The sequence below is a fragment of the Ramlibacter sp. G4-7 genome, assembly GCF_057784995.1.
Genome location: NZ_JBYNTT010000002.1, coordinates 1 through 20922, shown reverse-complemented (window position 1 = coordinate 20922; position 20922 = coordinate 1). Strand labels below are relative to the sequence as shown.

The following is a 20922-nucleotide window of genomic DNA, read 5'->3' as shown; positions in this document are numbered from 1 at the left end:
TGGGGGCGCCCCCTCGGGGGGAGGCGCCGCAGGCGCTTCGCGGGGGTCAAGGCACCAGCTTCCACTGCCCGTTGTCGAGCTTGACGATCACGCGAGCGCGCTCGTCCACGCCGTACAGCTCGCCCTTCTTGAAGTTGTAGACGCCGTGCACGCCCACCACTTCCTTGGTGGTCATGATCGCGTCGCGCAGGGCCACGCGGAAGGCCGGCGTGCCGGGTTCGGCGGTCTTCAGGGCGCGCGCCGCCGCATCGGCGAACACGAGGTAGCCGTCGAAGGAATAGGCGGAGAACGCGTCGGTGGTCGGCGCGCCATTCACCTTCTGGAAGGTGTTGCGGAAGTCCAGGCTGATCTTCTTGGTCGGATAGCCGTCCGGCAGTTGCTCGGCGACGATGATCGGGCCGGTGGGGACCTGCGTGCCGGAAGCGGCGGCGCCGCCAACGCGCACGAAGTCCGCGTTGATCAGGCCGTGCTGGCCGTAGATGGGGCCCTTGAAGCCGCGCTCGGCCAGCGTCAGGTAGGGCAGCGCGCCCGGCGTGCCGGCGCCGCCGGTCATCACGGCATCGGGACGCGCGGCGATGATCTTGAGCACCTGGCCGGTGACGGACTGGTCGGCGCGCGCATAGCGCTCGTTGGTCACGACCTTGATGCCGGCCTTCTCGGTGGCCTTCATCAGCGCGTCGTACACCAGGTCGCCCCAGGCATCGGAGAAGCCGATGTAGGCCACGGTCTTGGTGTTGGCCTTCTTCATCCGCTCGACCACCGCGTCCACCATCAACTGCGTGGGCTGGGCGACGGTGACCGTCCAGTCCAGCTCCTTGCCCTTGAGCGCGATCGGCGTGAGGCCGATGAAGGGCGTGCTGGTATCGGCCGCCACCTGCGCCATGGCGATCGCGGCGGGCACGCCCGAGGTGCCCATGATCACGTCGACCTTGTCTTCCTCGATCAGCTTGCGGGCGTTGCGGCCGGCGGTGGTCGGGTCGGAGTTGTCGTCCAGGACGATCAGCTGCACCTTGCGGCCGGCGATCTCCGGCTTGTAGGCGATGGCGGCCTGCATGCCTTTCGCGTAGGGCACGCCCAGCGAAGAGTTGGGCCCGGAAAGCGAGACGCTCAGCCCCACCTTGAGGTCGGCGGCGGAGGCGAGGCCGGTGAGGCCGAGGGCGAGCGAGGCGGCCACGAGGGCACGGCGGGAGAGAGCGTTCATCTAGGTGGTCTCCAGGTCAAGGGCTTGCTCAGGGAAAGAGCTGGATCGCGGGCAGGGGCTCCCCCGCGTCCAGCAGGTCGACCCGCTTGAGGCGGATGCGCCATGCGTCGCCCGACCGCACGAGGCGGTGCGTGGCCGTTCCCGCGAGCTGCAGCTGGCGCGCACCGCGGGATTCGATGTAGAGGAAAGGCGTGCGCAGCTCGCAGGTGCCGGCCGCATCGTCGGCGGCCACCAGCTGCGAAGGCTGCAGCACGTGCTGGCAGCGGCTGCGCGGATGCTGCGAATGCGCCTTGGGGTTCTTCAGCCGCTGCACCCGCAGGGACAGCAGCAGGTGGTCCTCGTCGGCCAGCGAGACATGCGCCGCGTCCTCCGCCTGCGCGGCGCCAAGCAGCGGCACCCAGTAGCGGCCGTCGTCGGCGAACAGGGCCAGCCAGTCGTCGAAACGCTGCTCGTCGATCAGCCGCGCTTCGTGGGCGATGAAGTCGAGCGCGTTCATTCCATGTCCACCGTCATGTACTGCGCCCAGGCGCGGAACTGGTTGCGCATCAGCAGCTCGTTGGTGCCGTTGACCTCGCGCTTGCCGCCTTCGAGCTCGGCGCGGTCGAAATCGCGGTGCAGGCTCACCCAGTCGTTGCGCCCGGCCTTGAGGCCTTGCTGGATGCTCTCGAACAGGTGCACGTCGTCGTGGGCCACCACCGACATGGGCGAGAACACCAGGCGGTTGTAGGTCATCGCGCGCTCGAACAGCACGTCGGGCGCGCCTTCGGCACGCAAGCTCCAGGCCTCGATCAAGGTGCGGTCGGCCGCCAGCGGACGGATCACGCGGATCGCCTGGGGCGAGCTCTTCACCGACAGGCTGGGGAAGCACACCGAGTTCTGCGGCGAGCGCTGCAGGATCTCGGTCGTGCGCTCGGCGCCATGGGCGGCGCGCAGCGCCTCCTCGTACTCGGGCACCTGCGCGTAGCCGGAATGGATGCTGAAGTTCACCCCGAGCATGCTGTGTCCGTTGGGGTAGACGCGGCCGCCCATGCGGTCGAAGAAGTCGTAGCCGGCGCCGAAGGGCAGGATCTGCTCCATGGCCATCGGCTTGGGTTCGTCGGCAGGCTTGCCCTGCCACAGGATGTTGGCGGCGGCCGTCGCCGACTCGTGCGCCGACTGCGGGTGCACGGTGTCGTTGATGTTCTCCAGGTACATCTTCCAGTTGCAGTGGACGATGTTGCGCAGGATGCCGCCCTCGACCTTCAGCTTGCCGGTGGGCGAGCGGTCGACCAGGTTGTCGATCGCGCCCAGCACGTCGCCGAAATAGGAGCGGAAATCGGGGCCGCCCTCGTTCACCTTGGCGAACACGAAGTCGCGGTAGACCTCCACGTTCTTCAGCGCGCCCATGCCCTGCCCCGACTCGCACTCCTTCAGGCGCGTGCCTTCGTAGCCGTTCTTGATCGGGATGGCCAGCGGCGAGCCGTCCAGCTTGTAGGTCCAGGCGTGGTAAGGGCAGCGGAAGAACTTGCCGGTGCTGCCGCAGGCGTCGGTGGCGAGCGGCATGCCCTTGTGGGCGCAGCGGTTGTTCAGCACGCGGATGCCGCCGTCGGCCTGCCGCACCATCAGCAGCGGCTGGCCGGCGATCTCCACGCTCACGTAGTCACCGGCGTTGGGCACCTGGCTCGCGTGGCCGACGAAGTTCCAGGTGTTGGCAAAGAAATGGCGCTGCTCCAGGCGGAACAGTTCCTCGCTCAGGTACAGGTCGCGGTGGACGCGATCTTCCTGCACCAGGGCGAGGATGTCGTTGCGGGTCGGCGCCATCGTCGTGCTCCCTTACTGGGCCAGCTTCCATTGGCCCTTCTCGAGCCGGATCATCACGGCGCCCCGGCGGTCCAGGCCGTTCGGGTCGTCGCCGTTGAAGTTGAAGACGCCGTGCGTGCCGACCAGTTCCTTGGTCTGGCCGATCGCGTCGTGCAGCGCCTGGCGATAAGCCGCCGTGCCCGGCTCGGCCTTGTTGCCCACGCGGGTCGCGGCGTCGGCGAACACCAGCCAGGCGTCGAAGGTGTAGGCGGAGAAGGCGTCGGCGGGATACTCGCCGTGCTTCTTCTTGTACGCCTCGCGGTACTCGATGCCGATCTTGCGCGACGGATTGCTGGCGGGCAACTGGTCCGCGACTTGGACCGGCCCGCTGGGCAGCAGGATGCCGTCGCCCGCCTTGCCGACCACGCGCACGAACTCGGCGTTCACCAGGCCGTGCGTGCCGTAGAGCCCGCCCTTGTAGCCGCGCTCGGCGAGCGTGAGGAAGGGCAGCGCGCCGGGCGTGCCCGAGTTGCCGGCGAAGATCGCATCGGGGCGCGCCGCCATGAGCTTCAGCACCTGGCCGGCGACGGAGGAGTCGGAGCGGCCATAACGCTCCTGCGCCACGATCTTGATGCCGGCGGGTCCCGCCGCCTTCTCCAGCGCCGCCAGCGTCTGGTCGCCCAGGGCGTCCGAGAAGCCGATGAAGCCCACCGTCTTTACGCCGTTGGCCTTCATCTTGTCGACGACGGCCGAGACCACGAGCGGGAAGGACTGCGAGACGGTGACGGTCCAGCCGCCGTCGTCCGCCGGCACGCTCACCGGCGTGGGCGAGATCAGCGGCGTCTTCGTTTCGCGCGCGACGGCGGCGATGGCCATCGCGCCGGGAACGCCGGAGGTGCCGATCAGCACGTCCACCTTGTCTTCGTTCACCAGCTTGCGCGCGTTGCGCGCGGCGGTGGCGGGATCGGAGGCGTCGTCCAGCACGATGACCTGCACCTTGTGGCCGGCGATGGTGCCCTTGTACGACTCGGCGACCTGCAGGCCCTTGTTGTAGGGAATGCCCAGCGCCGACGCCGGGCCCGACAGGGAGGTGATGAAGCCCACCTTGAGGTCGGCGGCCAGCAGCGGCGCGGCGAGCACCAGGCCCGCGGCGAGCGTGCCCATGCGGAATGCGAACTTCGTTTTGGTCATGGTCTTCTCAGTCATCTTCTCTTTGCAGCTTCTCTTCGACAGCGCGTTGCCGAACCCAGTGCCACCGCGGAACCGGCTTCGCCGGGCCGCAGGTGGCGCCCCCTCGAGGGGGAGGCGCCCAAGGCGCTTCGGGGGTGGGTCAATTCACCAGCTTCCACTCGCCCTTTTCCAGCTTGACCATGACGCGCGAGCGCTCGTCGGAGCCGTAGCGGTTGTCGGGCTTGAAGTTGTAGACGCCGTGCGTGCCCACCAGCTCCTTGGTGTTCACGATGGCATCGCGCAGGGCGAGGCGGAACTGCGGCGTGCCCGGTTCCGCCTTCGTGGCCAGCGCGCGCTGCGCGGCATCGGCGAACAGCAGCCAGGCGTCGAAGGAATAGGCGGAGAAGGCGTCGGTGGGCACCGCGCCGTTGGCCTTCTGGTAGGCCGCGCGGAAGTCCATCGCGACCTTGCGGATCGGGTTGCTCTCGGGCAGCTGCTCCGCGACGATCACCGGGCCGGTGGGCGCCAGCAGGCCTTCGACGGACGCACCGCCCACCCGCACGAAGTCCGGGTTGATCAGGGCGTGGGTGCCATAGATCTGGCCCTTCCAGCCGCGCTCGGCGAGCGCGCGGTAAGGCAGTGCGCCGGGCGTCCCGGAAGTACCGGTCAGCACGGCGTCGGGCTTGGCCGCCACGATCTTCAGCACCTGGCCGGTGACCGAGGTGTCGGCCCGGGCGAAGCGCTCGTTGGTCACCACCTGGATGCCGGCGGCCTTGGCGGCGGGCACCAGCGAGTCGTACACCAGGTCGCCCCAGGCGTCGGAGAAGCCGATGTAGCCCACCGTCTTGACGCCGCTCTTCTTCATGCGTTCGACGACGGCGTTGACCATCAGGGGCGCGGGCTGCGGCAGGGTGACCATCCAGGCGCCGTCCTCGCCGGGCAGGTTGGCGTTGGCGATGGAGATCAGCGGGGTCCTGGTCTCGCGCGCGACCGCGGCGATGGCCAGCGCGCCCGGCGAGCCGGCCGTGCCGATCACCACGTCGACCTTGTCCTCCTCGATCAGCTTGCGGGCATTGCGCGCGGCGGTGGCGGGGTCGGAGGTGTCGTCCAGCGCGACCAGCTGCACCTTGTGGCCGCCGATCACCGACTTGTAGGCGGCCGCGGCCTTGATGCCCTTCTCGTAAGGGATGCCCAGCGAGGACACCGGCCCGGACAGCGAGGTGATGAAGCCCACCTTGAGGTCGGCGGCCAGGGTGTTCAGGGCGAGGCCGGCGCCCACGATGGCAGCGGCGATGGTCTTGAGTTTTCTCACTTTGTCTCCTCTAGAGGGAAATGCTGCCGATGCTGGCGCCGCCGCAGACGTAGAGCGACTGGCCGGTGATGAAGCCGGCATCGGGGTGGATGAAGAAGGACACGGCGCGCGCCACGTCCGCCGATTCGCCGATGCGCCCCACCGGGATGGACGCGGCCAGCTTCTGCTCGCGTTCGCTGCCCGAAGGGATCACGTCGTAGAACATCTCCGTGTGCACGGGGCCGGGCGCGACCACGTTGACCGTGATGCCGTGCGGCGCCAGTTCCAGCGCCCAGGTGCGGGCCAGGCCCAGCATGCCCGACTTGGTCGCGGAATAGGCCGTGCGGGTCTGCGCACCGAGGGCGGCGCGGGAGGACATCAGCAGGATGCGGCCGAACCTGCGCTCGCGCATGGCCGGCAGGCAGGCCTGCACCAGCAGCAAGGCGGCGCCCCAGTGCAGGTTCACCAGCGCGTCGACGTCGGTGAGCTGCACTTCGGGCAGCAGCGCGGGGCGGATCACGCCGGCGTTGTGGATGATCGTGGTGACCTCGAAGCGCGTGGCCAGGTCCTTCGCCGCCGCGGCCGTGGCCACGCGGTCCATCAGGTCCACCTCGACGTCGTGCATCTTCGGGTGCGCAATCCCGCTCTTGCGGCGCGCCAGCGAGATCACTTCGTAGCCGTCGGCCAGCAGCGATTCGCAGATGGCCTTGCCGATGCCGGCGCTGCCGCCGGTGACGACCGCGACCTTGTTCGGGTTCATGGCCTGTCCTCCACCAGCGCCAGCACGCGCAAGGGGCTGCCGCTGCCCTTCTGGATCTTCAGCGGCGGGCAGATCAGGACGGAGCCGGTGGGCGGCAGCAGGTCCAGGTTGGCCAGGCACTGCAGGCCGTACTTGCCGGCGCCGTGCATGAAGTAGTGGCAGGGATACGGCGGGCGCAGGTGGTAGCCCTGCCCCGCGTCGGTGCCGATCGCCTCGGAGCCGAAGCCCAGCACCTGGCGCTGCTCCACCAGGAACTGCACCGCTTCCGAGCTCGGGCCAGGCGTGTGCTGGCCGGCCTCGTCGAAGTTCTGGTAGGCCTCGGGGTCGGTGCGCTTGGACCAGTCGGTGCGCATCAGGACCCAGGCGCCGGCCGTGATGCGGCCGTGCTGCTGCTCGAAGCGCTCGATGTCGTCGACGGTCAGCAGGTAGTCCGGGTCCTTCTTCACCTGCTCCGAGCAGTCGATCACGAAGGCCGGCGCGACGAAGTCCTGCACCGGGATGGTGTCGACGGAGTTGTTCGGCAGGTCCTTGCCCGAGATCCAGTGGATCGGCGCGTCGAAGTGGGTGCCGGTGTGCTCGCCGCAGGAGAAGTTGTTCCAGTACCAGCCCGGGCCACGCTCGTCGTAGTGCGAGACCTCCTCGATGCGGAAGGGCCAGCACTGGCCCATCTCGGGCGGCAGCGCGATCTGCGGGAAGTCGGGCGTCAGCGTCTGCGTGAGGTCGACGACCCGGATGCGGCCGGAGACCAGGGCGGTCGCCAGGCTGGCGAGTGCGGAAGTGTCGGCCATCAGGAACCTCCCGCCGCGAGCTCGCGCTCGAGCACCTTGGGGTTGTCGCGCCAGCGCTCCAGCCATTCCTGCGCCACGTCGCCGGGGTACACGTCCTCGATGCCCTCCTTGAGCGCCTTGACGATGCTGCTGGCCAGCGCCGAGGGCGCGAGCTTGGGCGGCGGCAGGTTCTGGTTCCACTCGTCGTCGATGGGCCCGGGGAACACGTTCAGCACCCGGATGCCGGCCGGGCGCATCTCGGCGCGCAGGCATTGCGCCAGCGACAGCGCCGCCGCCTTGGACGCGGAGAACGTTCCGTGCGACGGGAAGTTCGAGAGCGCGTACACCGACAGCAGGTTCACCCAGGCCGCCGCATGCGTCACCCCGTCGGCCGAGCGCGCGCGCAGCGCGGGACCGAACTCCTGCGCCAGGCGCAGCAGGCCGAAGTAGTTGATCTCCATCTCCGACTTGGCGACATCGGTGCCGCGCCGGTTGGCGATGCCGAACGCGCGGTGCAGCTCCGCGTTGTTGACGACGATGTCGACCTTGCCGCCGATCTCGCCGGCCAGCTCGGTCACCGAGCGGCCGTTGGTCACGTCCAGCGGCACCAGGGTGACCTCCTTCATCTTCGAGATGTCCTCGAAGCCGGGCAGCTTCTTCCAGGGTTCGGCGTGGCCCACCCAGACGATCTCGGCGCCGGCCTTCACCAGCGCCTGCACCAGGGCCTGGCCGACCGCGGTCTTGCCGTCGGTCACCAGGATCTTGCGGAACTTGGGGTCGCTCGTCATTTCTCTCAGCATCCTGTCGTCTGCCATGTGTTCACTCCCCTGCTCGGGAAAACCGATCAGCACCGCCTGGCCCGCGCGGTCGAGGCGCGCGCCCACGTGCACCCGCGCGGGGGCCTCGCCCACTTCACCGTGCAGGTGCACGATGACCGACGGGCCCGCATCCAGGTGCACCAGGCCCATGCGCCAGGGCAGGCGCTCGCGGAAGAAAAGGTCGTTGCTGTGGTGCAGCGTTGTGGTGGCCAGCAGCGTGCCCTGGCCGGTTTGCGGCTTCCACTGCAGCCGCGGCGACAGGCACTGGTGGCACGCCTCGCGCGGCGGGTACTGCACCGCGCTGCAGTCCTTGCACACCTGCAGCTCGAAGCGGCCTTCGGCTGCAGCGGCCGTCATGCCCAACGCGACGCGCCCGCGCGCCCAGGGCGGCAGGTTCATCTGCCGCGTGCGCAGGACGGGGTTCTTGCGCTTGGGCTTCATCAGCGGCATCGTCATGCGGACCTCCCGAGCAGCACGGCGCCCGTGCACAGGCAGCGGTCGTAGGTGACCATGCCGAAGCCGGTGACCAGGCCCAGCTGCGCATCCTTGACGGCGCGCTCGCCGGCCTGGCCCGTGAGCTGGCGGATGCTTTCGGTCATGCCCAGGAAGCCGCCCGCGGCGCCCGCCTGGCCCACCGAGAGCTGGCCGCCGCTGGTGTTGTTGGGGAAGCTGCCGTCGAAGGTGGTGCCGTGCTCGCGCACGAAGGCCGCGCCTTCGCCCTTGCCGCAGAAGCCCAGGTCCTCGAACTGGATCATCACGATCACCGGGTAGTCGTCGTAGGTCTGCACGAAGTCCACGTCGGCGGGCTTCGCGCCGGCCTGGGCATAGAGATCGTCGCGGTCCATGCGCCAGCCGCCACGCACCATGACGGGATCGTCGGAGTAGGCGTTGTGCCGCTCGATGGCGCCGCGCACCAGCACGTGCTGCAGGCCCAGCTCCCGTGCCTTCTCCTCGCGCATCACGAGGAAGGCTTCGGCGCCGGCGCAAGGCATCACGCAGTCGAACAGGTGGATGGGGTCGGAGATCGGCCGCGCCGCCATGTACTCGTCCAGCGTCAGCGACTTCTTGAACAGCGCGTTCGGGTTGCGCAGCGCGTTGGTGCGCTGGTCCACCGCGATGCGGCCGAAGTCCTCGCGCCGCGCGCCGTAGGTGCGCATGTAGTTCGCGGTGATCATCGCGAAGATCGAGTTCGGGCCGCCCGAGCCGTACGGGTAGCTGGCGTCGCGCGCGAAGTTGCTGAAGGCACCCAGCGTCAGGCGGAAGGAGTCGACGTGGTTGGTGTCGGCGGCGACACAGGCCACGATGTCCGCGTCGCCGGCCTGCACGGCACGCGCGGCGCGCCGCAGCGACATCACGCCCGATGCGCCACCCGTGGGGATGTGGTCCAGCCAGCGCGGCGACACGCCCATGTGCTGCGTCACGCCCACCGCCGTGTCGGGCGACAGCGAGAAGCTGCTGACCGTGAGGCCGTCGATCTGCTCCTTGGCAATGCCGGACTCGCGCACCAGGGCCTGCAGCGCCTGGCCGATGAACCAGTGCGCGTTGTGCGTGGAGTAGCGCACGTACGGCACGGTCACCGGGACGGCGACCGCCACGCCTTCGTAGGACATGCGACGGCTCATCGTTCCTGCCTTTTCTTCATGGTGCGCGTATCGATGCAACACGCCATGCCAGGCAAGGAACGCGCCAGCTCGCGCAACTGGCCGCGCTGGATCTTCTGCGAGGGCGTCAGCGGCACTTCGTCGACGAAGGCCACGTAGCCGGGCGCCTTGTAGTAGGCCAGCTGCGCGAGCGCGTGCTGCACGATGCTCGCGGCGATGGCTTCGCGTTCGGCAGCGGGCACGGGATCGCGCGCGATGATGCAGGCCAGCACCTCGTCGCCGCGCACGTCGTCGGGAGTGGCGGCCACCGCGGAACTCTTCACGGCGGGATGCTGGTTCAGCACGCTTTCGACTTCCACCGCGGAGATGTTCTCGCCGCTGCGGCGGATCACGTTCTTCTTGCGGTCGATGAAGAACATGTGGCCGGCTTCGTCGCGCCTGACCATGTCGCCCGTGTGGAACCAGCCACCGGCCCACGCTTCATCGGTCGCTTCCGGGTCCTTGAGGTACCCGGCGAAGAAGTAGCGGCGGGGATCGGGGCCGCTGGAGCGCACCAGCAGTTCGCCAGGCACCCCCGCGGGAACATCCTGCCCCTCGTCGTCCACCAGCCGCACCTCGACGAAGGACTCGACCTGGCCGAAGCAGCTGGTGCCCACGTGGCGCGGCTCGTGGTTGGCCATGATGCAGGCGGCCGCGCCGGTCTCGGTCATGGCCCAGGCTTCCACCAGCGGGAAGCCGAAGCGCTCCTCGAAGACCGCATGGTTCTTCTTGTCCACGCCGGCGCCGAAACCCCAGCGCACCTGGTGCTGGCGGTCGGCCGGCGAGGCCGGCGCCGACAGCAGCATGGCGGGCATGACCCCCAGGTAGTGGACGATGCTCGCGCGGCTGTCGCGCACGCTCTGCCACCAGCTTTTCGGATGGAAGCGATCGAGCTGGATCAGGCAGCCGCCGGCCGTGACCACCACCATCGTGGAGAAGGCCATGGCGTTCACGTGGTTCAGCGGCAGCGGCGTGATGATGCGTTCCGTGTCGGGACGCACGGAGCACACGCCGTCCAGGCCCGCGTACCAGTCGCCGGCGCGCAGGAAGTACGCGTTGGACAGGCGGCAGCCCTTGGGACGGCCGGTCGTGCCGGAGGTGTACAGCAAGGCGCACTCGGTCGCGAGGCCCGGGGCGTCCGCCGCCTGCGGAGCGGGCGCTGGCGCTGCGGGCACGCTGCCCTCGGCCGCCGGGTCCCAGACGCGCATGCGCACGCCGGCGGCCGCCGCGGCGGCGCGCAGGTCGGCCGCGCGTTGCGGCAAGGTCACCGCGAGAACGATCTCGCTGTGGCCGATGAGGTATTGCAGTTCGGCCGAGCGCATCTCCGCGTTGACCGGCACCACGCTGGCGCCCAGGGCATTGAGCGCGAACCAGTGGAACAGGAAAGCCGGGCGGTTCTCCAGCAGGAGGCCGACGCGGTGTCCGTGGCCGTAGCCGGCGGCCGCATAGGCCTGGCGCAGGCGTTCCACCTCCTGCGTGGCCTGGGCCCAGCTCACGGGCTGCGCCGGGATACCGTAGACCTGCGCGGTGACGGCGTCGAGGTACAGGAATTCGTTGCCCGGCGCGCGGGCGGCCGTGGCGGCGAAGCGCTGGTGGACGGTGGAGACCATCATCATGTTCAGATGAACAGCTGCACGGCCGGCAGGGCGGCGTCGGGATTGAGCAGGTTCACGCGCTTGAGCGTCATGCGCAGCGCGCCTTCCTGCACCGTGAGGTGGTGCAGGAAGTGGCCCACGTAGAACTGCAGCTCGTCGCCCTGCGACTCGGTGTAGTGGAACTCCGTGCGCACGACATAACGGTTGGCGTGCGGCTCGAAGGTCTCCACCGTGGGCGTCTGCAGCAGGTGGTGCGAGCGGCTGCGCGGCTGCTGCGAAAAGGCGCGCGGGCTCTTCAGGCGCTCGATGCGCAGCTCGCGCAGCAGCTTGTCCTCGTACATGTGCGAGGTGTGGTTGATGCCGTCCTCCTGGTCAGGCACCAGCGGCACCCAGTAGAAGGCGTCGTCCGTGAACAGGCGGTTCCACTCCTCGTACTTCTTCTCGTCGAGAAGGCGCGCCTCGCGCACGACGAAGTCGATCAGGTCCTGGCGGGTCGGGTCGCTCATGCCTCGCCTCCCATGGTCAGCGTCATGTACTTCGCCCAGGCGCGGTACTGGTTGCGCATGGAGATCTCGCTGGTGCCGTTGGCCGTCAGCTCGCGCTTGCCGATCTCGTTCTCGTGGAAATTGCGGTGCAGGCTGACCCATTCGTTGCCGCTGCCGTGCAGGCCGGCCTGGATCCCGCGGTAGGCCTGCAGGTCGTCGTGGCCCACCACCGAGAAGGGCGAATTGATCAGGCGGCTGTACATGGTCGTGCGCTGCAGCAGCTCCGGCGGCGCCCCCTTCAGGCGGAAGGTCCAGCTCTCCACCAGGCACTTGTCGGCGGCGATCGGCTTGACCACGCGGATCGCCTGGATCGCGCCCTTGATGGTGAGGTTCGGGTAGTACACGGTGTTGTGCCGCGTGAGGCCCAGGATCGCGTGCGCCTTCTCCTCCCCGTAGGCCTTGTGCATGGCCTCCTCGTACGCCGGGATGCCGGAGTACTTGCTGTGGATGCTGAAGTTGACGCCCGAGAAGCTGTGCCCGTTGTCGTACACGCGCACGCCCATGTCCTCGAAGAACTTGTAGTCGGACATGAAGGGCACGAACTGCTCGATCGCCATCGGCTTGGGCGCATCGGCCGGCTTGTCCGCCCACATCTTCTTGGCCGTGCCCGCCGAGGACTCGTGCGCCACCATGGGGTGCATGGTGTCGTTGAGGTTCTCGATGAACATCTTCCAGTTGCACTGGTGCACGAAGCGCAGGCACCCGCCGGCGATCTCCAGCTCGCCTTCGGGCGAACGGTCGGCCATGTTGTCGATGGAGCTCAGCGACTCGCCGAAGTACTCCTCGAACTCCGGGCCAGCTTCGTTGAGCTTCACGAAGATGAAGCCGCGGTAGACGCGCACGTTCTTCACCGCCACCAGGCCCTTGGCCGACTCGCACTCGGACAGCTTCGTGCCTTCGTAGCCGTTCTTCAGCGGGATGGCCAGCAGCGAGCCGTCGGTCTTGAAGGTCCAGGCGTGGTAGGGGCAGCGAAAGAACTTGCCGGTGTTGCCGCAGCCCTCGTTGACCAGGCGCGAACCTTTGTGCGCGCAGCGGTTCATCATCACCCGCACCGAGTTGTCGGTGTGGCGCACGACGATCAACGGCCGGCCGCCGATCTCGTTGGTGATGTAGTCGCCCGGTTTGGGCAGCTGGCTGTCGTGGCCGACGTAGTTCCAGGTGTTGGCGAAGAAGTGTTCCTGCTCCAGCTCGAACACTTCCTGGCTGATGTACAGGTCGCGGTGCACGCGATCCGGCTGCACCAGGGCGCGCAAGGCCTCCGGGTTGCCGCGGTAGCTCGTGGTCGTCATCGAAGCTCGCTCCTCACAAGTCCAGCACCAGCCGCGGCCCGCGGGCGCGCGACACGCAGATCTGCATCACCTTGCCCGAGGCCTTCTCGGCATCGCTCAGGAAGTAGTCGCGGTGCGTGACCTCACCTTCCAGCACCGCCACGCTGCAGACGCCGCATTCGCCGCGCCGGCAGTCGAACATCGGGTCGCAGCCGTTCTGCTCCAGGCATTCCAGCAGGCTCTGGCCTGCCGCGACCTGCAGGGTCCGGCCGGACTGCGACAGCACCACCTCGTAGCCCGGCTCGCCCTCGGAAGCGGGCGGCGCGGAGAACAGCTCGAAATGCACGCGCTCGCGCGGCCAGCCGCGCGCCTGGGCGCCGGCCAGCACCGCGTCCAGCAGCAGCTGCGGTCCGCACACGTACAGCGTGTCGTTCCAGGCGCAGGCGTCCAGCAGCGCGCCGACGTCCAGCGGCGCGCCGGCCTCGTCGTCGGCATGCACGCGCAGGTCCTCGCGCAGCAGGTCCTGCAGTTGCGGCAGGAAGGCCAGCAGCGCGCGGCTGCGGCCGGCGTAGTGCAGGCGCACCGGCTGGCCGGTCGCGCGGCATTGCACGGCCATGCTGGCCAGCGGCGTGATGCCGATGCCGCCGGCCACCAGCACGGCCCGGCCGGCGCCCAGGGGGAAGTCGTTCTTCGGCGGCTCGATCGTGAGCAGGTCGCCGGCCTGCACCTTGTGCATGAAGCGAGAGCCGCCGCGGCCGCTGTCCTCGCGCCGGATCGCGATCACGTAGTCGCGGGGCGCGCCCAGGTCCGCACCGGCCTGCAGGTTCACCAGCGAATAGTGGCGCCAGTCCGTCGCACCCCCGGCCAGCGTGACCTGCACGCGCACGTGGGCGCCGGCGTCGTAGCCGGGCAGCACCGCGCCGTCGTCGGCACGCAGGCGCAACAGACGGATCAGCGGGTTGAGGTCGCGGGCCTCGACGACACGCAGCGCGAGGGTCATGCGGCCTCCTTCAACGGGCCACCCAGCGACAGGCGCACCAGCGCCGCGCCCAGTTGCGTGCCCGCCTCGTCCGCGAGGGCCGCGTCGCGCAACTCCCGCAAGGTGGCGGGGGCCAGGCGGGCACCGGCGCGGCGCACGACGTCCATCAGCGTCTCGTAGTTGCTCACGCCGCGCTCGTGGGTGTCGCCGTAGCCCTTGACCAGGCGCTGGCACTGGGCGACTTCCGCGGCGAGCTGCGGATTGATGGCGGCGGCCGCGGCGATGCGCTCCAGCCAGTCCTCGATGCGGCGGTTCTCCACTTGGTAGCGCAGGCTGCCGCGCCGCCACCGTTTCAACCCGGCCAGCGTGTACAGCAGCAGGAAGCCGCCGAGCGAACTGGTCTGCACCACCCTGCCCTTGCGCGTGGCGCGCTCCACCAGCGCGCGCGGCCAGCCGGAGCCGGCCAGCCAGCGGCCCAGGCCCGCCGGCAGCGTGTCGCAGATCTCCTGCAGGCGCGGGTGCATGAATTCGTTGATCGCCAGCACCTGGTCATCCTGCACGCGCACCTCGCTGCCGACGCGCTCGAAACGGCTGGCGCGGGTCTTCAGTTCGGCCACGCGCACCGTGTCCTCGTAGGACATCCACAGCGCGAGATGGCGCGCCGTGTCCAGCAGCAACTGCTGGTCGCCGCCGGGCAGCTGCTGCACGCGCTGCAGGCGATCGAGGTACAGGCCGGCATAGGCCGGATCCTGGTAGTCGACCAGGCGGCGCGTGCCTTCGACCAGCACCGGCTGGGCGGCAAGCGGAAAATCGCTGGCGATGCGCGCCAGCAGTGCGCGCACCTGCGGATCGTGCGGCGTGCCGGCCGGACGGAGTGCGGCCGGCGGGCTCGCCTCCTCGCGCACCGGTGCGTCCGCCTGGACGAAGCCGGCCGCGAAGGCGCGCAGGCTGGCCTTGACGCCGACGCCGCCGCGCTCGATGGTCGCCTCGAACTGCTCGCGGCTGAAGGGCAGCACGCCGGTGCCGGCGAGCGCGCCGAACAGCACGGCGCTGATCACGCTGCCGTTCTCCTCGGCCACCTGCGCCATGTCGAAGCGCACGAAGCGGCGCGCGGCCGACTGCGCGTGGGCCAGCAGGTTCTTGCTGTCCGTGCGGCCGTCGCCCATGGCGATCTTCTCGGCGATGGCATAGACACGGTGGGTGGAGGCCACCAGCGTGGTGCGGTCCGGCGTGACCAGGCCGCGCTGCACCGCGCGGCCGGCTTCCATCAGCTCGGAGGCGAGCACGACGTCCACGTCGCCCGGCAGGGGCATCAGCGCCAGCACCGGATGGCCGCCGTCGCGGTCGGCCTGCTCGCGCGGGTACATCTCGACGTAGTAGATGGTCGCGCCGGTGCGCTGGGCCACGCCCGGCACGGAGGTGGTCTGGGCGATGTAGCCGTTGGCCTCGCCCAGGTCCACGATCCAGTCGGCAAGGACACCGCCCCCTTCGCCGCCCATGGCGAGGACGGCGATCTTGATCGGCTGCTTGGCGTTCATGCGCTCCTCAGAAGGCGTAGCGTTCGCGGGTGCGCGCATCGCGGCGCTGCAGCGCGGCGATCACGGTACGGCTCACGCGCTGGCGCAGGCGGTCCCAGCGGCTGGGGTTGGTGACGATCTGCGCCTTGTAGAAGGAGGGGCACAGCACGGCGGCATGCGAGACCTCGCCGCACAGGCCGCAGCCCACGCAGGAATCGAGCACCGTGGCGATCGGGTCGCTGCGCAGCGGGTCCGGGTTCGGCTTGATCGACAGCGAGGGGCAGCCGGACAGGCGGATGCAGGAGTGGTCGCCCGTGCAGGTGTCGGCATCGATGCCGAAGCGCTCGCGCACCACGCGCTTGCCTTCGGCGACGGCCTTGCGCGCCAGCGGCTTCTCGCGCCGCTGCCGGTTCAACATGCACTCGGACTGGGCCACCAGCACCTTGGGGCCCTTCTCCCTGGTGGTCAGGGCCTCGCGCAGCGCGTCGCGCATGCCGGCGAGGTCGTAGGTGTTCCTGATCGTCCTGACCCAGTTCACGCCGACGCCGCGCGCCGCCTTCTCGATCGCATGGCCGGTGCTGCGCGTCTTGTTCTCGGCGGTCGACGACAGGATGTCCTGGCCGCCGGTGGCCGAGGTGTAGCTGTTGTCGACGACGATGGTCAGGTTGTCGCTGCGGTTGAACACCGCGTTGGCGACGCCGCTGGTCAGGCCGTTGTGCCAGAAGCCGCCGTCGCCCATCACGCTGATCGCGCGCTTGTGGCCGTCTTCGGTGTTGAGCGCCGCCGCGCCGGCGCTGCCCAGGCCGTAGCCCATGGTCGTATTGCCGAGGTTGAAAGGCGGCAGGATGGAGAACAGGTGGCAGCCGATGTCAGCGCTGACGTGGTGCGGGCCCAGCTCGCGTTCGACCAGCTTCATCGCCGTGAAGATCGGGCGCTCCGGGCAGCCGGTGCAAAAGCCCGGCGGGCGGGCGGCGACGCTGTCGGCCAGCGGCTTGAGCGGGATCACCTTGGGCGGCCTGGCGGCCACGGGCTCCGGCTGCAGGCGGCCGACCTTCTCGAGGAAGGCTCGCACGCCCTTGAGCGTCTCGGCCGCCGTGTATTCGCCCGCCACCGGCAGCAGGTCCTTGCCGTGCAGTGCCGTGTCCACGTTCGCGCGGCGCAGGATGGTGGCGACGTTCTGCTCGATGAAGTTGGGCTGGCCCTCCTCCACCATCAGCACCGCCCGCTTGCCGCGGCAGAAGCGCAGCACTTCGTTGTCCACCACCGGGTAGGCCACGTTCATGCAGTAGAGCGGGATGCGGCTGTTGCCGTAGACGTCGGCAAAGCCCAGGCGCTCCAGCACGCGCAGCGCGGTGTTGTAGTTGCCGCCCTGGATGATGATGCCGATGTCGTCGGCGCCTTCGGCGAAGAACTCGTTGAGCCCGCGCTCCTCGATGAACTTCACGGCGGCCGGCCAGCGCTCGCGCACCTTCTCCTGCTCGTGCACGAAGCTCGCCGGCGGCAGCACGATGCGGCTGACGTCGCGCTGCGGATTGTCCAGCGCCTGGCCGATGGTGAAGTCGGGGCGCTTGTTCTCGGAGGCGGTGAACTCGCCGTGCACGTGGCAGGCGCGGATGCGCAGCTGCAGCATCACGGGCGTGTGGCTCGCCTCGGAAAGCTCGAAGCCTTCCTTGACGGCCCGCACGATGGAAGGCAGGTTGGGCCGCGGGTCCAGCAGCCAGATCTGCGACTTCATCGCGAAGGCGTGGCTGCGCTCCTGCATGATGGAGGAGCCCTCGCCGTAGTCCTCGCCGACGACGACCAGCGCGCCGCCGGTCACGCCGCCGGACGCCAGGTTCGCGAGCGCATCCGAGGCGACGTTGGTGCCGACCGTGGCCTTGAAGGTCACCGCCCCGCGCAGCGGGTAGTTGACGGAGGCGGCGAGCGTCGCGGCCGCGGTGGCCTCGCTGGCGCTGTTCTCGAAGCGGATGCCTTGCTCGGCCAGGATGTCCTGCGCGTCGGCCAGCACGTCCATCAGGTGCGAGATGGGCGCGCCCTGGTAGCCGGCCACGTAGGCGACGCCGGATTCCAGCAGCGCCTTGGTGACGGCCAGGATGCCTTCACCACGGAATGTCTCGCCCGCTCCCAGGCGCAACTTCTTCACTTCCTCGACGAACGATCTCTCGGCCATCTATGTCTCCGGTGTCGTGGCGTCGTGACACGCCAGCTGCACTTGTCTGCGGATTAGTTTAAGCTGGAACATATGAAAAGTCATGCAGTTTCTGTGCCTAGGGAATACCCGGATTTGCACGGCACGCGCAGGACGGTTCGGGGTGCGCGGCCGAGCACGGCAAGCGCGCCCGCACCCTTCGTCGACGCCTACCTGCCGGCCCTGCTGGCGCAGGCGCACGAGCTGGTCGCGAGCGAGTTCCACGCCATTGCCGCACAGCACGGGCTGACCTCTTCCGAGTGGCGGGTGCTGGCCACGCTGGCGGGCGGCACACCCACCAGCATCGGGCAGCTCGCGCGCATCGTCGTGATGAAGCAGCCGACCGTCACGCGCCTGCTCGATCGCATGGAAGCCACCGGACAAGTGCAGCGCGTGCCCCATGACGGGGACCGGCGCATCACTTTGGTCACCATCACGCCGCGCGGCCAGGCGCTCACCGACAAGCTCGTTCCCCTGGCACGCGAACACGAGGCGCGCGTGCTGGCACCGTTCGGCGCGCAGCGCGCGAATGCGCTCAAGCAGTCCTTGCTCCAGCTGATCGGAATGTAGGGTGGCGTCGCGCCAGCGACGGCAGGTGAGCGACGCGAACCCCACCGCTGGCCCCCTCGACTACGCGACGAGCACCGCCCGCCCGCCATGCCCGCGCGTCGCGATCCACTGCATCGCCTCGTGCGCCTGCGCCAGCGCAAACTCGCGCACCGCCAGCTGCAAGCGCCCGTCCGCAATCCGCTGCAGCAACTGCGGCGCCGCCGCCCGCGCGGCAGCTTCGCGCCGGATGATGTTCAGCGGCAGCAGGGCGATGTCCCGCTGCAGGAGCTCGGGCAGGTCCAGGAGCGTCTGCGTCCCGCCGGCATAACCCACCAGCACGGCGCGCCCGCCGGGCTTCACCCCGCGCAAGGCTTGCGGCAGCACGCTGCCGCCCACCATGTCCAGCAGCACGTCCGCCTCGGGTTTCGTTTCCCGCGCGGCATCGAAAGCCTCCACCTGCGCACCGGCTTCGCGCGCGAGCTGCACCGCGATGGAGCCGACCGCACCGGAAGCGCCGCTGACCAGCACGCGCTCGCCGGCGCGCAGCTTCGCGACCTCGTGCAGCGCCACCCAGGCGGAGGTGCAGGGCGAGAAGAAGGCAGAGCCAAGCGCGAAGGACACGCCCGCGGGCAGTTCGCCCAGCGCGTCGTCGGCGACCTCGATCAGCTCACGCCAGGTGCCGTCCCGGGCGATGCCGAGGCCGGCGCCGCGCATCCACACGCGCGTGCCGGGCGCGAAGCGATCACCCGCCACGACCACGCCGGCCGCCTCGACGCCGGGCACGTAAGGCAGCGGCGGATGGCGCAGGAAGGCACCGCTCCACACCGTGCGATCGATGTGGCCCACGGTGGCGGCATGCATGCGCACCAGCGTGCGGCCCGGCCCGCCCTGCGGCGGCGGCAGTTCCTCGACGCGGGGCGGCTCGCCCCAGGCGTGTACGCGCACCGCCCTCATCGCTGCGCCTCCAGAAAGCGCAGCACGGCCTGCGCGAAGACCTGGGGCAACTGGTCCGGCAAGGGCACCATGCCTTCGGGGATCTCGGCGAGCTGTGCTTGCGGCAGCAACTGCAGCCACTGCTGCGCGTGCGGTGCGGCGAAGGGATCGGCGCCGGCGCGGATCACCAGCACCGGCTGCGTCACCGAAGCGATGCACTCCTCCATCCGGTAGGACGCGACGGCGCGGTGGCCGCCTTCGACATCGCCGCTGACCTTCAATGCATCCGCGACGAAGGCCTGCAGGAGATCGGGCCGGCCGGCCGGATAGAAGCCCTGGCGCTTGCGCCAGAGCGCCGCCAGGTGGCTGCCATCCTCGCTCGCGTCGACGGCATCGATCGGGGGCCGCTGCGCGCGCACGCGGCGGAACTCCGCGTCGGTGTAGGGCGTGGACGAAAGGACCAGCGAGCGCACGCGCGCCCCCTGCCGCGCCGCCAGTTCGACGGCGATCACGCCGCCGGTGTGGTGGCCGACGACGTGTGCGCGGCCGACACCGAGCTGGTCGAGCAGCTGTGCCGCCACTGCCGCCCACGCTTCGATGGAAGCGGCGCCCGCGGGCGGATCGGACGCACCGAAGCCCGCCGTGTCCATGGCGATGGCGCGGTAACGCCCGCCCAGCAGCGGCAGCACCTCGCGGTACTCGGTCCAGCTGCGCGGGGTCTGGTGCAGCAGCAGCACCGCCGGCGCGTCGCGTGGCCCGCATTCCGCATAGTGCACCTGCCCGTGCGGCAGCTCCGCGTACGCGCGGCGGATCGTCATGGGAGGGTGCGCTCCGCCGGCGGCTTCCACAAGCCAGCATGCTTGAGCATGCCCAGGGTGCGCGACAGCACGTCCAGGCGATAGGCGCCCACGTCGCGGCCTTCGTACTGGTAGAAGCCGCTGCCGGTCTTGAGGCCCAGCCTGCCCTCTTGCATCATGCGGTCCACGATCGCCGGCGCCTGGTAGCGGTGCGGGTCGATGCTGCCGGCCATCTCCCGGCTCGCGTGGTGGAGGATGTCGCAGCCGCCGAAGTCGATGAATTCGACAACGCCCAGCGCGGCGAAGCGCAGGCCCATGCCGTAGCGCGTGGCCTTGTCGATCTCTTCCGCCGTCGCCACGCCCTCTTCCACCATGCGCGCGGCCTCGTTCATGACCAGCGCCTGCAGCCGCGGCACGATGTAGCCCGGGGCGGCCCCGCACACGACGGGCAGCTTGCCTATGCCTTCCATCAGCGCGCGCGTGCGCGCCAGCACCTGCGCGCTGGTGCCCGGGTGCGTGCTCAGCTCCACCACCGGGATCACGTAGGCGGGATTGAGCCAGTGCATGTTGAGGAAGCGCTCGGGCTTGTCGACGATCTCCGCCAGCTGCGTCACCAGGATGCTGCTGGTCGTCGAGGTCAGGATCGCGTCGGGCCGGCAGTGGCGGTTGATCTGGGCGAAGGCTTCCCGCTTGGCCTCCATGGTCTCGGGCACGCCTTCGAACACGAGCTCGGCGGCCGCGAGCGCGTCAGCCGCGCCGGCGGCATCGACCATCTCCACGCGGGCGGCGATCGCGGGGATCTGCCCTTCCGCGATCGCTCCCAGCTTCGCCAGACCCAGCAGCGCGCCGCGGACCTCGGCCGAGGCCTCGTCGCGCAGCTTCTGCCAGGCTTCGGGCGTGCGCTGGCGCAGGTCGACCAGCGCGATGCGGTGACCGGCGTACGCGAAGCTGATCGCGATGCCGCGGCCCATGCGCCCGGCGCCGACCGCGACGAAACGGGGGGCGCTCACTGGACTACCCTCCTGACATTCGTCTGCGTAGGCGTGCCGCTGCGCAGGGTTGTCCACGGCGACGGGCGTCGCTGGCGACGAACGCTCGCCGCGGGGGGCAACCCGTGTTCAGCGC

At 69.7% G+C, this 20922-nt stretch carries 19 protein-coding genes; 1 reads left to right on the top strand and 18 read right to left on the bottom strand.

Going from position 1 to position 20922, the window contains the following annotated elements:
* Positions 1-46: 46 nt before the first annotated feature.
* The 15 genes from AC3EGR_RS03120 to AC3EGR_RS03050 form a co-directional block, all read right to left on the bottom strand.
* A complete protein-coding gene (locus AC3EGR_RS03120) occupies positions 47-1201 on the bottom strand; it encodes an ABC transporter substrate-binding protein (protein WP_488544976.1) in 1155 nt (384 codons plus the stop codon).
* 28 nt (positions 1202-1229) lie between these two features.
* Positions 1230-1697: an aromatic-ring-hydroxylating dioxygenase subunit beta gene (locus tag AC3EGR_RS03115; RefSeq protein ID WP_488544975.1), complete on the bottom strand. Its 468-nt coding sequence runs from the start codon at positions 1695-1697 to the stop codon at positions 1230-1232.
* Complete coding sequence (locus tag AC3EGR_RS03110) at positions 1694-3001, bottom strand: aromatic ring-hydroxylating dioxygenase subunit alpha (RefSeq protein WP_488544974.1); 1308 nt, start codon at positions 2999-3001, stop codon at positions 1694-1696. The genes AC3EGR_RS03115 and AC3EGR_RS03110 overlap by 4 nt, the downstream gene beginning before the upstream one ends.
* Before the next feature lie 12 nt (positions 3002-3013).
* Positions 3014-4171: an ABC transporter substrate-binding protein gene (locus tag AC3EGR_RS03105; protein ID WP_488544973.1), complete on the bottom strand. Its 1158-nt coding sequence runs from the start codon at positions 4169-4171 to the stop codon at positions 3014-3016.
* A gap of 139 nt (positions 4172-4310) precedes the next feature.
* Positions 4311-5462 carry an ABC transporter substrate-binding protein gene (locus tag AC3EGR_RS03100; protein WP_488544972.1) on the bottom strand — a complete coding sequence of 384 codons (1152 nt, stop codon included), beginning with the start codon at positions 5460-5462 and terminating at the stop codon, positions 4311-4313.
* Positions 5463-5472: 10 nt separating this feature from the next.
* Positions 5473-6201, bottom strand: a complete 729-nt coding sequence (locus tag AC3EGR_RS03095; RefSeq protein ID WP_488544971.1) for an SDR family oxidoreductase — start codon at positions 6199-6201, stop codon at positions 5473-5475.
* A complete protein-coding gene (locus tag AC3EGR_RS03090) occupies positions 6198-6989 on the bottom strand; it encodes a cyclase family protein (RefSeq protein ID WP_488544970.1) in 792 nt (263 codons plus the stop codon). The genes AC3EGR_RS03095 and AC3EGR_RS03090 overlap by 4 nt, the downstream gene beginning before the upstream one ends.
* Positions 6989-8242: an SDR family NAD(P)-dependent oxidoreductase gene (locus AC3EGR_RS03085; RefSeq protein ID WP_488544969.1), complete on the bottom strand. Its 1254-nt coding sequence runs from the start codon at positions 8240-8242 to the stop codon at positions 6989-6991. Before AC3EGR_RS03085 ends, AC3EGR_RS03090 begins: the two co-directional genes overlap by 1 nt.
* A complete protein-coding gene (locus tag AC3EGR_RS03080) occupies positions 8239-9408 on the bottom strand; it encodes a thiolase family protein (protein WP_488544968.1) in 1170 nt (389 codons plus the stop codon). The genes AC3EGR_RS03085 and AC3EGR_RS03080 overlap by 4 nt, the downstream gene beginning before the upstream one ends.
* The gene (locus AC3EGR_RS03075) at positions 9405-11036 is read right to left on the bottom strand and encodes an AMP-binding protein (protein ID WP_488545323.1); all 1632 of its coding nucleotides are present in this window, start codon (positions 11034-11036) and stop codon (positions 9405-9407) included. The genes AC3EGR_RS03080 and AC3EGR_RS03075 overlap by 4 nt, the downstream gene beginning before the upstream one ends.
* A gap of 8 nt (positions 11037-11044) precedes the next feature.
* Positions 11045-11527, bottom strand: a complete 483-nt coding sequence (locus AC3EGR_RS03070) for an aromatic-ring-hydroxylating dioxygenase subunit beta (protein ID WP_488544967.1) — start codon at positions 11525-11527, stop codon at positions 11045-11047.
* Positions 11524-12855 carry an aromatic ring-hydroxylating dioxygenase subunit alpha gene (locus AC3EGR_RS03065; RefSeq protein WP_488544966.1) on the bottom strand — a complete coding sequence of 444 codons (1332 nt, stop codon included), beginning with the start codon at positions 12853-12855 and terminating at the stop codon, positions 11524-11526. The genes AC3EGR_RS03070 and AC3EGR_RS03065 overlap by 4 nt, the downstream gene beginning before the upstream one ends.
* 13 nt (positions 12856-12868) lie before the next feature.
* The gene (locus tag AC3EGR_RS03060) at positions 12869-13834 is read right to left on the bottom strand and encodes a PDR/VanB family oxidoreductase (protein WP_488544965.1); all 966 of its coding nucleotides are present in this window, start codon (positions 13832-13834) and stop codon (positions 12869-12871) included.
* The gene (locus AC3EGR_RS03055; protein ID WP_488544964.1) at positions 13831-15351 is read right to left on the bottom strand and encodes an indolepyruvate oxidoreductase subunit beta family protein; all 1521 of its coding nucleotides are present in this window, start codon (positions 15349-15351) and stop codon (positions 13831-13833) included. Before AC3EGR_RS03055 ends, AC3EGR_RS03060 begins: the two co-directional genes overlap by 4 nt.
* A gap of 7 nt (positions 15352-15358) precedes the next feature.
* Positions 15359-17500: a thiamine pyrophosphate-dependent enzyme gene (locus tag AC3EGR_RS03050; RefSeq protein WP_488544963.1), complete on the bottom strand. Its 2142-nt coding sequence runs from the start codon at positions 17498-17500 to the stop codon at positions 15359-15361.
* Between the two features lie 114 nt (positions 17501-17614).
* Here AC3EGR_RS03050 and AC3EGR_RS03045 point away from each other — a divergent pair, with 114 nt between their 5' ends.
* Complete coding sequence (locus tag AC3EGR_RS03045; protein ID WP_488544962.1) at positions 17615-18088, top strand: MarR family winged helix-turn-helix transcriptional regulator; 474 nt, start codon at positions 17615-17617, stop codon at positions 18086-18088.
* A gap of 60 nt (positions 18089-18148) precedes the next feature.
* On the opposite strand, the gene AC3EGR_RS03040 is transcribed toward AC3EGR_RS03045, so the two are convergent.
* Genes AC3EGR_RS03040 through AC3EGR_RS03030 form a run of 3 tightly spaced genes read right to left on the bottom strand, consistent with a single transcriptional unit; the run spans position 18149 to position 20807 of the window.
* Positions 18149-19021: a quinone oxidoreductase family protein gene (locus AC3EGR_RS03040; RefSeq protein ID WP_488544961.1), complete on the bottom strand. Its 873-nt coding sequence runs from the start codon at positions 19019-19021 to the stop codon at positions 18149-18151.
* Positions 19018-19818 (bottom strand): alpha/beta fold hydrolase, encoded by an 801-nt coding sequence (locus AC3EGR_RS03035; protein ID WP_488544960.1) that lies wholly within the window; start codon positions 19816-19818, stop codon positions 19018-19020. Before AC3EGR_RS03035 ends, AC3EGR_RS03040 begins: the two co-directional genes overlap by 4 nt.
* Positions 19815-20807, bottom strand: coding sequence for a 3-hydroxybutyryl-CoA dehydrogenase (locus AC3EGR_RS03030; RefSeq protein WP_488544959.1), 993 nt, complete (start codon positions 20805-20807; stop codon positions 19815-19817). The genes AC3EGR_RS03035 and AC3EGR_RS03030 overlap by 4 nt, the downstream gene beginning before the upstream one ends.
* Between the last annotated feature and the right edge of the window lie 115 nt (positions 20808-20922).

Excerpts from the sequence above, each read along its gene's own strand:
- AC3EGR_RS03110 (WP_488544974.1), bottom strand. The coding sequence starts at position 3,001 with ATGGCGCCGACCCGCAACGACATCCTCGCCCTGGTGCAGGAAGATCGC.
- AC3EGR_RS03120 (WP_488544976.1), bottom strand. The coding sequence starts at position 1,201 with ATGAACGCTCTCTCCCGCCGTGCCCTCGTGGCCGCCTCGCTCGCCCTC.
- AC3EGR_RS03060 (WP_488544965.1), bottom strand. The coding sequence starts at position 13,834 with ATGACCCTCGCGCTGCGTGTCGTCGAGGCCCGCGACCTCAACCCGCTG.
- AC3EGR_RS03040 (WP_488544961.1), bottom strand. The coding sequence starts at position 19,021 with ATGAGGGCGGTGCGCGTACACGCCTGGGGCGAGCCGCCCCGCGTCGAG.
- AC3EGR_RS03105 (WP_488544973.1), bottom strand. The coding sequence starts at position 4,171 with ATGACCAAAACGAAGTTCGCATTCCGCATGGGCACGCTCGCCGCGGGC.
- AC3EGR_RS03115 (WP_488544975.1), bottom strand. The coding sequence starts at position 1,697 with ATGAACGCGCTCGACTTCATCGCCCACGAAGCGCGGCTGATCGACGAG.
- AC3EGR_RS03065 (WP_488544966.1), bottom strand. The coding sequence starts at position 12,855 with ATGACGACCACGAGCTACCGCGGCAACCCGGAGGCCTTGCGCGCCCTG.
- AC3EGR_RS03035 (WP_488544960.1), bottom strand. The coding sequence starts at position 19,818 with ATGACGATCCGCCGCGCGTACGCGGAGCTGCCGCACGGGCAGGTGCAC.
- AC3EGR_RS03050 (WP_488544963.1), bottom strand. The coding sequence starts at position 17,500 with ATGGCCGAGAGATCGTTCGTCGAGGAAGTGAAGAAGTTGCGCCTGGGA.
- AC3EGR_RS03090 (WP_488544970.1), bottom strand. The coding sequence starts at position 6,989 with ATGGCCGACACTTCCGCACTCGCCAGCCTGGCGACCGCCCTGGTCTCC.
- AC3EGR_RS03055 (WP_488544964.1), bottom strand. The coding sequence starts at position 15,351 with ATGAACGCCAAGCAGCCGATCAAGATCGCCGTCCTCGCCATGGGCGGC.
- AC3EGR_RS03075 (WP_488545323.1), bottom strand. The coding sequence starts at position 11,036 with ATGGTCTCCACCGTCCACCAGCGCTTCGCCGCCACGGCCGCCCGCGCG.
- AC3EGR_RS03095 (WP_488544971.1), bottom strand. The coding sequence starts at position 6,201 with ATGAACCCGAACAAGGTCGCGGTCGTCACCGGCGGCAGCGCCGGCATC.
- AC3EGR_RS03070 (WP_488544967.1), bottom strand. The coding sequence starts at position 11,527 with ATGAGCGACCCGACCCGCCAGGACCTGATCGACTTCGTCGTGCGCGAG.
- AC3EGR_RS03085 (WP_488544969.1), bottom strand. The coding sequence starts at position 8,242 with ATGACGATGCCGCTGATGAAGCCCAAGCGCAAGAACCCCGTCCTGCGC.
- AC3EGR_RS03080 (WP_488544968.1), bottom strand. The coding sequence starts at position 9,408 with ATGAGCCGTCGCATGTCCTACGAAGGCGTGGCGGTCGCCGTCCCGGTG.